Raw genomic sequence first — 10190 nt, 5'->3', positions numbered from 1 at the left:
CGCGACGGCGTCGGCCTTGAACTCGGGCGAGTATACCCTCATCACCATAAATGACTCCTTCTGGCCGGTCCCCTGCGGGGCCGGATCGAAGGTGTTCACCTACAAGGGGGAAGCCCCCGGGCGACCTCCCCCCGCCGGCGCGGCGCCGTGCTCGAACGTGCGATTCTCGATGCCGCGCTGGAGCAACTGGGCACCGTCGGCTGGAACGGCCTCACGATGGAGGGCGTCGCGGCCGGTGCCCAGACCGGCAAGGCCGCCGTCTATCGCCGCTGGCCCTCCAAGGAGGACCTGGTCGCGGACGCTCTGCGGGCCGGACTGCCCAGACTGGACGCCGCGGCCGATCTGGGGAGCGTGCGTGAGGATCTGGCGGCGCTGTGCCGCTATGCGCGCGACGCGATGTTCTCCCGTCCCGGTTTCGCGTTGCGCTCAGTGATTCACGAATGCGATCCAGCTCAGGCGGAGCGCTTCCAGACTCTGATCTTCGAGGGTGTGATCGAGCCGACCGTCAAACTCCTCCATGAGATCATCAGTCGAGGAATTGCAAGGGGTGAGGTGCGAGCGGACGCGGCGAACGGATACGTCTTCGATGTCATTCCGGCCATGATGATGTACCGATCCAAGGTGTGCGCAAGCGAATGGAGTGACCGAGAACTCGATGAGATGATCGACCGGCTCATGCTGCCGTTGCTGCGGCCGGACGCCTCCTGAGCGCGGTTTCGGTGCCCTTGTCCTCGAACCCTGAGGGACCGGTGCCGACCGGGGTGTCGCGAGGGGATCCGGGCGGCGTAATCTAAGGGTGCCATGCCGTACGAACCACCCACTCACACCGTCGAGCGCTCTCTGCGCGCCACCACCGGAGCCAAGGTCATCGCCGGTGTCGACGAGGTGGGCCGCGGTGCGTGGGCCGGACCTGTCACCGTCTGCGCGGCGGTCACCGGACTGCGCCGACCCCCCGCCGGTCTCACCGATTCCAAGCTGCTCACGATCAAGCGGCGCACCGAGCTTGCCGAGGTGCTGCTGACGTGGGTGACGTCCTACGCCCTGGGTCACGCCTCCCCGGAGGAGATCGACGAACTGGGGATGACCGCCGCGCTGCGGCTCGCCGCCGGGCGGGCCCTGGAAGCTCTCCCGATCCGCCCGGACGCGGTGATCCTCGACGGGAAACACGACTATCTCGGCGACCCGTGGCAGGTTCGCACGGTGATCAAGGGCGACCAGTCGTGCGTGGCGGTCGCGGCGGCCTCGGTGATCGCCAAGGTTCAGCGCGACAAAATGATGGCCGAACTGGGTATCGACCATGCAGACTTCGGTTTTGCAGACAATGTCGGGTATCCGTCCCCCGTGCACAAGGCCGCACTGGAGGAGCGGGGCCCCACCCCGTACCACCGGTTGTCGTGGGCGTATCTTGATGCGCTGCCCCAGTGGCGGCACCTCAAGAAGGCCCGCAGCTGGGCGAACGGAAGCGTTCCGGAGATCGAAGGTCAGCTCGGCTTCGACTTCTGACGATTCCGGCCGCACCGTGTGCCACCCGCTGGCGCGTGTCGCACCAACGTTTGATAAAAAACAGCCCATGCCTCTCATTCCCGAGGAGCCTCAGATTCACGAGAGTGCCCAGGGTCCCCGCGCCACTCCGGCCAGCGGCCGCACAGCGCCGACCCCTCGACCCGTACCCGGACCCCGTCCCGCGGCTCCGTCGCGTCCGGGTCGTCCCGGACCCCTTCGGCCCACGCCGCCGGCGCAACGCACACCGCGTGACGTGGCCGCCAAGCCCGGGCCCTCGGCCCCGGCCGCTCCTGTCGCCGCCGCGCCTGCGTCGGTGACTCCCCAGGTCCAGTTGATCCCGGCCTCGGCCGAGGGCGCGCTGGACGCCGCCGAGGAGGCCGTGGACCTCCTCCTGGATTCGGGCCGTGCCCCGGGGGACGTGCTGGTGATCACCACCGGCGAACAGCATCCCTGGGCCGCCCACGAGCTGTCCTTCGGCGAGGCGCCCTACTGGGCGCAGCACGACGCGGGGGACGACGTCTTCTACGCCGATGCCGCCGTTGTCAGCCGAGCGGGTGTGCGTCCGGTCGTCGTGGTCGCCGTCAACGGCGGGTCCGACACCGTGGCCGTCACCACTCTGCCGCTGGCCCGCGCTCGGGCCGCCGCCCTGCTGATCGTCTGCGGTGACCCGCAGACGATCAACGCGGCGCTGGGCGCAGGCGTTTGAGTCCGTCCGGCAGGCCGCGAGGCGTCGGGATCATGGAGGCGTCGCTGCCGCGGCGCCTCTGTGGTGTGCCCGCATGATGCCTTCCCCCACGATGTCTTCCCGTGCGCGGATGCACGTGCGCGGGATGACGGAGGTCGTCTCGGCGCATACGTCTCGATGCGCCCAAGGTCGGTGCGCCCAGGCCGGTGCGGCCTGATCCGACCCTGCGCGGCGTTGTCCGACGGGTCCGCTCCGAGCGGGATCTGGTCCTCTCCTCGGCGGCTGCCGGTACCGATCGACGGCACCGGCAAGCAGCGTGGCGTCCGCGTCGTTGCGGGCGCCGACGCCGATACGTCGCGTACGAGGCGTTACACCGGCTGCCCGTCAGCGAGCGGCCGCGCGCCGCAGTACCTCTGAGGCGGAGCCGCCGGTCCGTGGCAGTGGAGGCGGGGCCTCGGACAGGGCGAACGGCTCCGGAGCCGAGTGCGAGTTGGGACGACGCCCTCCGCGGCCCTCCCCGAGAACCTGCCAGCCGTCCTGGGTCAGCGTGATGTACGCACCACAGCGCAACCCGTGCAGCGTGCAGGCGTCACGCAGGCCCCACATCCACGCACCGTCCTCCTCGGTCCAGTTCGCGTCGCCCTCACGGCAGTAGAGCAGCACGGCGGTGCGCACGGGCGTACGGCGTCGCAGATCGTGCGGGACGACCCGGCGCAGTTGTGCCAGCAGGGCGTTGCGGAACATCCAGCCGTCGGTCGATGCCTGGCGCCGGGTGAACGAGGCGCTGGCCCGCACCCGTTCGTCCGGGTCGAGCACGGCCACGATCGCGGTGGCCAGCTGTGGCCGGTGCCGCGAGTGGAGCCCGCTGACGACTTCCCGAGGGTTGCGCAGCAGCGGGATGCCGGCCGCGGCCCATTCGGCAGGCTCGAGCAAACGGTTGGCGGAAGTGGCGGACGTGGACGTCGACAACGATGCCGCCGAGGACGGAGCGAATCCGAAGGTCACGATCCTCCCTTCGGCTACGGCCCACACTGCGGGCGGGTCGGATTCGGGGGAGCGCACACCGCAGCAGAGCCCTACCGGACTACGGACGAGCCGTGCGGGGAGCGGACCTCAATTCTTCCTGTCGAACTTGGATGCGGCAACGAGCAATTGGGGCCACCGACCGTTATATGGAGGTGAGTGGCTTATATCCCTACCCAGTGATTCGCGGAACGACGCATGCGCCCACCGTTCAAGCCGGGTCCGAGGCGTGTTCGGGCAGTGTTCGTGCGTTCGGGCTCCCGAGGCAGGACGTCCGACGGAACACCGCTGCCGAGAAACCGCCGACACCGTCGCCGCCCCGACGCCGCATCGACCAGGGGCCGGCCGCCCTTGAGGTCAGCCTTGCACGGCCAGGACCAGAGGCAACACCCCCTGCGCACCCGCACGCCGGAGCATCCGAGCCGTGATCGCGAGGGTCCAACCGGTCTCGGTGTAGTCGTCCACGAGCAGGACAGTGCCCGGGGTCTCGGCGAGCGCGGCAGCGAGTGCGGGAGGCACGTCCAGCATGCCGTGGAGTGCCTTGAGGCGTTGGGCGCTGTTGCTGCGGGAGATCGGCGAGGCGTCGGCGGTGTACTCCACCGACCCCAGGAGCGGCAGCCGGCCGACCTCCGCGATGCGCGCGCCCAGCGAGTGGATCAGCCGCGGTCGTGTGCGTGAGGCGACGGTGACCACGCCGACCGGGCGTACCGTGGCGTCGGCCGCTCCGGAGGCCCAACCGCCGGGGCCCTTCGCCCAGTCGGCCAACACGCCCACCACGGCCTTGGCCACATCGTCCGGAACTGGTCCGTCCGCAGCCTGGGCGGTAAGCATCGGGCGGAGTCGATTGCCCCAGCCGATGTCAGAGAGACGTCCCAAGGCGCGCCCGTTCGCCGCCTGTTCGCCCGCGGGAATGCGCCCCTTGAGCTCCATACCGATCGCCGGGAGGCCGGTCGGCCACATCCGACGGGGCTCCACCTCGACGCCCGCGCGGCCCAGGTCCACGCGCGCGGCGTCCAGCGCGGCCGTGGACGTCTCGGCGGTGTAGCGTGCGCCCGCGCAGTTGTCGCAGCGGCCGCAGGGCTTGGCGCCGTCGTCGTCGAGTTGGCGCTGGAGGAACTCCATCCGACAGTCCGTCGTCGACGCGTATTCCCGCATGGCCTGCTGCTCGGCCTTGCGCTGGCGCGCGACCCACTCGTACCGCTCGGTCTCGTACGTCCACGGCTTCCCGGTCGCGAGCCAGCCGCCCTTGACCCGTTTGACCGCCCCGTCCACGTCCAGGACCTTGAGCATGGTCTCCAGGCGGGAGCGGCGCAGTTCCACCAAGGGCTCCAGGGCGGGCAGTGACACGGGCCGCTCCGCGCGCGCGAGGACGTCCAACGTGCGGCGCACCAGTTCCTCCGGCGGGAAGGCGAGCGACGCGAAGTACTCCCAGATCGCCTCGTCCTCCTTCCCCGGCAGCAGCAGCACCTCCGCGTGCTCGACGCCGCGTCCCGCGCGGCCCACCTGCTGGTAGTACGCGATGGGGGACGAAGGCGAGCCGAGGTGGACGACGAAACCGAGGTCGGGCTTGTCGAAGCCCATGCCGAGCGCGGAGGTGGCGACCAGCGCCTTCACCTTGTTGGCCAGCAGGTCCTCCTCGGCCTGCTGCCGATCGGCGTTCTCCGTACGGCCCGTGTACGAGGTGACGATGTGGCCGCGCTGCCGGAGGAAGGCGGCGACCTCCTCCGCGGCGGCCACGGTGAGCGTGTAGACGATTCCGGAGCCGGGGAGTTCGTCGAGGTGCTCGGCGAGCCAGGCCATCCGGTGCGCGGCGTCGGGCAGTCGCAGCACGTTCAGGCTGAGGCTCTCGCGGTCCAGCGCGCCGCGCAGCACCAGGGCGTCCGATGTGCCGCCGGTGCCGAGCTGTTCGGCGACGTCGGCGGTCACGCGTGCGTTGGCAGTCGCGGTCGTGGCGAGCACCGGCACACCCGGCGGGAGATCGGCGAGCATGGTCCGCAGCCGGCGGTAGTCCGGCCGGAAGTCATGGCCCCAGTCGGAGATGCAGTGCGCCTCGTCGACCACGAGCAGCCCGGTCGCGGCGGCCAGTTCGGGCAGGACCTGGTCGCGGAAGTCCGGGTTGTTCAGCCGCTCCGGACTGACCAGCAGGACGTCGACCTCGCCCGCGGCGATCTCACCCTGCACGGTCTCCCACTCCTCGGGGTTCGAGGAGTTGATGGTTCGTGCATGGATCCCGGCCCGGGCGGCGGCCTCGACCTGGTTGCGCATCAGCGCGAGCAGCGGCGAGACGATCACCGTGGGGCCGGAACCCCGTGCTCGGAGCAGGGACGTTGCCACGAAGTAGACAGCGGACTTGCCCCATCCCGTCCGTTGGACGACGAGGGCCCGGCGCCGGTCGGCGACCAGCGCCTCGATCGCCCGCCACTGGTCCTCGCGCAGCCGGGCCACGCCCGAGGCGTCGCCGACGAGGCGGGCGAGGACGGCGTCGGCGTCGGCCCGGAGATCCGCGTTGCTCGTGTGCTCCATGTCCCCCATACAACAGGACGGCGCTGACAATCCGGTCCCGGCCAGGTCGGGAGCAGGGCGCTCGGCGGTCTCCGGAGCCGGTGATCCCCTATGTCTGGCATGTCCCTGATTCGAGTTATCCACAGGCTCAGCGAGATTTCCTGATCCGCGAGATCGTCTGCGCATGACGAATCACAGCGAAACCACTGGATCCTTCGAAAACGGCGACATCACTGGACGTGACGGATGTGACGGGCACAGCGCCCGGGCCGCATACGACGGACGGGGCCGATGGGACGGGCAGGCCGGGCAGGACGGGCAAGAGGAGCAGGAGGGAAGGAGTGGGGGCGCGCCGTACGACGGGCCCCCGCCAGGTGAGGGGCAAACGGCGATGAGTGGTCAGACCCCGGCGAGCGGGCACACGGCGTACGTCAGCCACACGGTGTACGACGGAAACGCCGAGTACGGCGCAAGCGCCGCCGCCCACCAGGTCACCCTGCGTTCGCCGGCCGAGTTGGCCGACGCGTTGCCTTACCTACTCGGGTACCGGCCGGAGGACAGCATCGTCCTGGTCGCCCTGCACGACCAGGGCGGACGGGGCAGGTTCGGTGGCCGTGCCCGCCTCGGCATTCCCGCGAACCCGGACGACTGGGAAGCCGTCGCCCACCAATTGGCGCAAGGGCTCGTGAAAGGCAGTGAGCGCCGAGGCAACCGTCCGGCGCAGATGGTCGCCTACCTCTGCCAGGAGCCGGACAAGGGCGAGACGGGCCGTCAGGTCATGGAACGACTGTTGCCGCTGGCCCACCGGCTACGGGTCGAATGCGGCAACCTCGACATCCCCGTGATCGAGGCGCTCTGCATCTCCGACGGCCGTTTCTGGTCGTACTGCTGCGGGGGTGAGGGCTGCTGCCCGGTGCAAGGCGTCCCGATGGGTCTGCCGGGGACTTCCGTGCTGGCGGCCGCCGCGACCTACGCGGGGATCCAGGTCCGAGGCACTCTGCGCGAGCTGCGGGCCCGGCTCCTGCCCCTCGAGACCGGTGCCGCGCTGGAACAGGAAGTCGCCTTGGACACCGCCGGTATGGCGCTCATCCCAAGGATTCTCGACGAGGTGAGTCGCCCGGCGGTGGCCGACGAGACGCTCGAACTGGCCGGACGGGTCATGCGACGCCTCGCCGAAGCGCCCGTCGTGTCCGGCGGTCTTCTGGCGGACCACCGAGACGACGAACTGCTCGGACTCGACGAGGCCGCGGCTCTGATCCTCGGCCTTCAGGACCGTGTGACACGCGACTGGGCGGCGCAGTGGATGGAGGGCGACGAGGCCGCCCCCGCTCTGAGGCTGTGGCGAGCGCTGGCACGCCGTTGCGTGGGATCGTACGCCGAGCATGCGGCGGCGCCCCTCACTCTCGCGGGCTGGGTCGCCTGGTCCAGCGGCGACGAACTCGAGGCGAGGGAGGCCCTGGCCATGGCCCTGGGCGCGGACCCGGAATATCTGTTCGCGCGCCTCCTGCACCAGGCTTGCAACGAAGGCCTCGACCCCGAGTCCGTACGACGCTGTCTGCGCACCGAGCGCGAGGGGCGGGAGGGGCGGGAGAAGCACGACGGTCACACCGCAACGCAGGGGCCGGACCGTCCGGGCGAGGGGAACCGTCCAGGCGAGCCTGACGAGGACGAGGACGAGGACGAGCACGTGGACGGCCGCGGCGAAGCCGAAGTGGTGCACCGCCCTGGTGGAGCACGCAGGCGTCGCCGCTCTCGTCCCGCCGCTGCCGGGACCGGCCATCTGCCGGCTGCGGGAGGAGCGGGATCCCACACGGCGAGGACAGACACCACACATCCCGCCGGGCCGAGCCGAGGAGGCTCCCGTCCGCGCCCGGGAGGAAAAGCCTCCGCACGACGTCGTGGCAACTGCTCGAAGGAAGCACGGCCCGACGGCGACGACACCGTCGGCCAGGCGTGACGTGACGCTGTGCCGCCGTGGCCGGCAACGCCATTCCGAACGACGGCCGCGGCACTAGTGAGCGGGCGAGCGGGCGAGCAGGCGAGTGATGGTGAAGCACGGCCGTCGGCTCGGCGTATCCCCTCCGGCCGCCATTCGGTGGGGGCTGGAGCCGGGGGCGTGACCTGGGGGAGCCCTGCCCCGTTCACCTGAGTGGCGGAAGGCCTGCACGGGCGTGCCGCCGCAGCGCACCCGCCCTGCCGGAGCCTTCCACCAGGCCTCGACCATGCCCGAGGCGCACAGAGAGCAGAAGAAGTCACCGCATGCATCAGCCGACTCCGCCCTCCGCCGCCGACGAACGTTCGAGCCTCGACAACCCGGTGCCGACCTCCGGCGCAAGCGCCGACCAGGGCATTTGCGGTACGTCCCCGTTCCCGTCCGCAGGCGCGTCACGTCGTCCCAATCCGCCCTCTCCACCCACTCCGTCCGCTCCGCCTTCGTCGTCCAGAGGCGCAGCGCCGCCGCCAGGGGCACCGGCCCAGCCGCGCGCCGTCGGTCTGCCCCCTGCCCACACGGCGATGATCTGCGTCGCCCTGCCGGGTCTCGCCATCTCGACCGAGCAGGGGCAGCTGACCGGACGCGGGCTGGAGGGGTTCTACCGGGCGGGTCGGCGCGTCCTGTCCCGTTGCCAGGTGCGGGTGGCGGGACGCGAACCGCTGGTCGTCCAGGCCCGGATGACGTCGGCCGACCGGGTCCGATTCGTCGGGACCCTCCGTGTCACCCCGCACGGCGGCCCGGACCCGGACGTCGTCGTCGAGCGGACCCGCACCGCCGACGGCACGGAACGGATCACGCTGCACAGCGCCGCCGCCCGGGCGCTGCGCCTCCCGGTCGAGGTGGCACTCGGCACCGACCTCGCCGACCTGGGGGCGATCGCGGCCGGCACCGTGGGCCCCGAACTGCCGGCCAGCGTCCACGACTCCGGTCTGCGTTGGTCCAGCGCCGTCGGGACCTCGTGCGTCACAGCAGACCCGCCGCCCGCCGACGCGATCGCCTCCGCGGGGCTGTTGCGCTGGGACTTCGACGTGCCTCCCGGCGGCTCTGTCCGCTTGGAGTTGAGAGTGCGTCTGGAAGGTGCGGGCCCGGTCAGAGCCGTGGGCCGCGCGGCTACCAGTCCGCTGGCCCCGGCGCACGCTGCGGGCGACGATGCGCGCGTCCGGGCGCTTTTCGCGACCAGCGTCGAGGATCTGCAGGCACTGCTGGTGCGCGACCCCGCACACCCCGCCGACACCCACCTGGCGGCGGGGGCACCGTGGCGCTGCGGTCTGGCCCCGGCCGAGGCGCTCGCCGCGGCCCGCATGACGTTGCCGCTCGGCACCCGTCTCGCCTCAGGCACGTTGCGCATCCTCGCCCGCACCCAGGTCATTGGCCGCGGGCCCCGGTGCGGCATGATCCCCGGCCCCCGGCGGGACGCGGGCGCGTACCTGCCGCCGAGCTGTACGGGTACCGAGGCCACGCTGCTCTTCCCCGTACTCCTTGCGGAGGCCCGCCGATGGGGTCTGCCCGACCAGGAGACGGAGGAACTGCTGCCGGCCGCCGAGCGCTGCCTCACCTGGCTGCGTACCGCGGTCGGCGACGGGCCCTACCTGAGCGACCCCCAGCCAAACGGGCCCGTCCGCTGCGAGACCCAGGCCCACGCCCACCGTGCGGCACTGCTCGGCGCCGACCTGCTCGACGCCTACGCCAGACCGGGCGGCGAGTGGCTGCGGCAGTGGGCCCGGGCGGCGCGTGCCGTCTTCCGGCGGGACTTCTGGATCGACGACCTGGGCGGCGGCCGACCCGCGGCCGCTCTGGCCCCGGACGGGCGACCGCTGTCCCACCTCTGCGCGACGACCGCCCATCTCCTCGACACCGGCTTGCTGGGCGGTGGCGCTCATGCCGCCGGGCTGCTGGACAAGGTGCAGACCGAGCACCTCGCCCGGCTGCTCGGCAGCCCCGTCATGGACTCGGGCTGGGGACTTCGCGGGCTGGGCGCGAAAGAGGTCGGCTACAACCCCTTCGGCCACCGCAGCGGTGCTGTGCGGGTCCACGAAACGGCGATCGCCGTCGGGGGACTGGCCGTCGCGGGCTACGAGAAGGAGAGCGCGGTGCTGCTGCGAGGCGTACTGGCGGCAGCCGAAGCCTTCGGCCATCGCCTTCCGGAGATGTACGCGGGGGAGCAGCGCGGTGACGGGAGCGCGCCCCTTCCCCATCCGGCCGCCTGCCGTCCCGCGGCCACCTCGGCGGCGGCCGGCGTCCTGCTGCTGACCGCTCTCGTCGGCATCCGGCCCGACGCCCCGGCCGGGACCGTCACCCTGCGCCCTGTCCACAGCGCACCCCTGGGTGAGATCGGCCTGACCGGGCTGCGGGTCGCGGGCGCTCCCTTCTCCGTACGGGTCAGTCGGCTCGGACTCGCGATGGTGGAGGAAGCGGCCGACGGGCTCCAACTGGGAGTGTGACCTCGTGTGACCTCGTCTGACGCAGCGCCGGAGGGACGTCGGG

Annotated in this window: 7 protein-coding genes; 5 read left to right on the top strand and 2 right to left on the bottom strand. The window is 71.5% G+C overall.

The window, feature by feature from the left end; all coding sequences use genetic code 11:
• Nucleotides 1-147: 147 nt before the first annotated feature.
• The 3 genes from AB0J04_RS08395 to AB0J04_RS08385 all read left to right on the top strand — a co-directional run bounded on the left by AB0J04_RS08395 (nt 148) and on the right by AB0J04_RS08385 (nt 2209).
• Complete coding sequence (locus AB0J04_RS08395) at nt 148-708, top strand: TetR/AcrR family transcriptional regulator (protein ID WP_363167574.1); 561 nt, start codon at nt 148-150, stop codon at nt 706-708.
• A 93-nt stretch (nt 709-801) separates the two neighbouring features.
• The gene (locus AB0J04_RS08390) at nt 802-1503 is read left to right on the top strand and encodes a ribonuclease HII (protein WP_363167573.1); all 702 of its coding nucleotides are present in this window, start codon (nt 802-804) and stop codon (nt 1501-1503) included.
• A gap of 67 nt (nt 1504-1570) precedes the next feature.
• Nucleotides 1571-2209 carry a hypothetical protein gene (locus tag AB0J04_RS08385; RefSeq protein WP_363167572.1) on the top strand — a complete coding sequence of 213 codons (639 nt, stop codon included), beginning with the start codon at nt 1571-1573 and terminating at the stop codon, nt 2207-2209.
• 363 nt (nt 2210-2572) lie between these two features.
• Here the strand turns inward: AB0J04_RS08385 and AB0J04_RS08380 are convergent, their stop codons facing one another.
• Nucleotides 2573-3193, bottom strand: a complete 621-nt coding sequence (locus AB0J04_RS08380) for a hypothetical protein (protein WP_363167571.1) — start codon at nt 3191-3193, stop codon at nt 2573-2575.
• A 375-nt stretch (nt 3194-3568) separates the two neighbouring features.
• Complete coding sequence (locus AB0J04_RS08375; RefSeq protein ID WP_363167570.1) at nt 3569-5734, bottom strand: RecQ family ATP-dependent DNA helicase; 2166 nt, start codon at nt 5732-5734, stop codon at nt 3569-3571.
• Nucleotides 5735-5897: 163 nt separating this feature from the next.
• Here AB0J04_RS08375 and AB0J04_RS08370 point away from each other — a divergent pair, with 163 nt between their 5' ends.
• Together AB0J04_RS08370 and AB0J04_RS08365 are read left to right on the top strand one after the other, a co-directional pair.
• A complete protein-coding gene (locus AB0J04_RS08370) occupies nt 5898-7670 on the top strand; it encodes a DUF4192 domain-containing protein (protein ID WP_363167569.1) in 1773 nt (590 codons plus the stop codon).
• 557 nt (nt 7671-8227) lie between these two features.
• Nucleotides 8228-10147 (top strand): glycogen debranching N-terminal domain-containing protein, encoded by a 1920-nt coding sequence (locus AB0J04_RS08365; RefSeq protein ID WP_363167568.1) that lies wholly within the window; start codon nt 8228-8230, stop codon nt 10145-10147.
• Nucleotides 10148-10190 lie beyond the last annotated feature (43 nt).

The sequence above is a fragment of the Streptomyces sp. NPDC050263 genome, assembly GCF_040655955.1.
Classification (GTDB): Bacteria; Actinomycetota; Actinomycetes; order Streptomycetales; family Streptomycetaceae; genus Streptomyces.
Note: the sequence above shows the minus strand (reverse complement) of the source record. Positions and strands in the feature narration are given on the sequence as shown.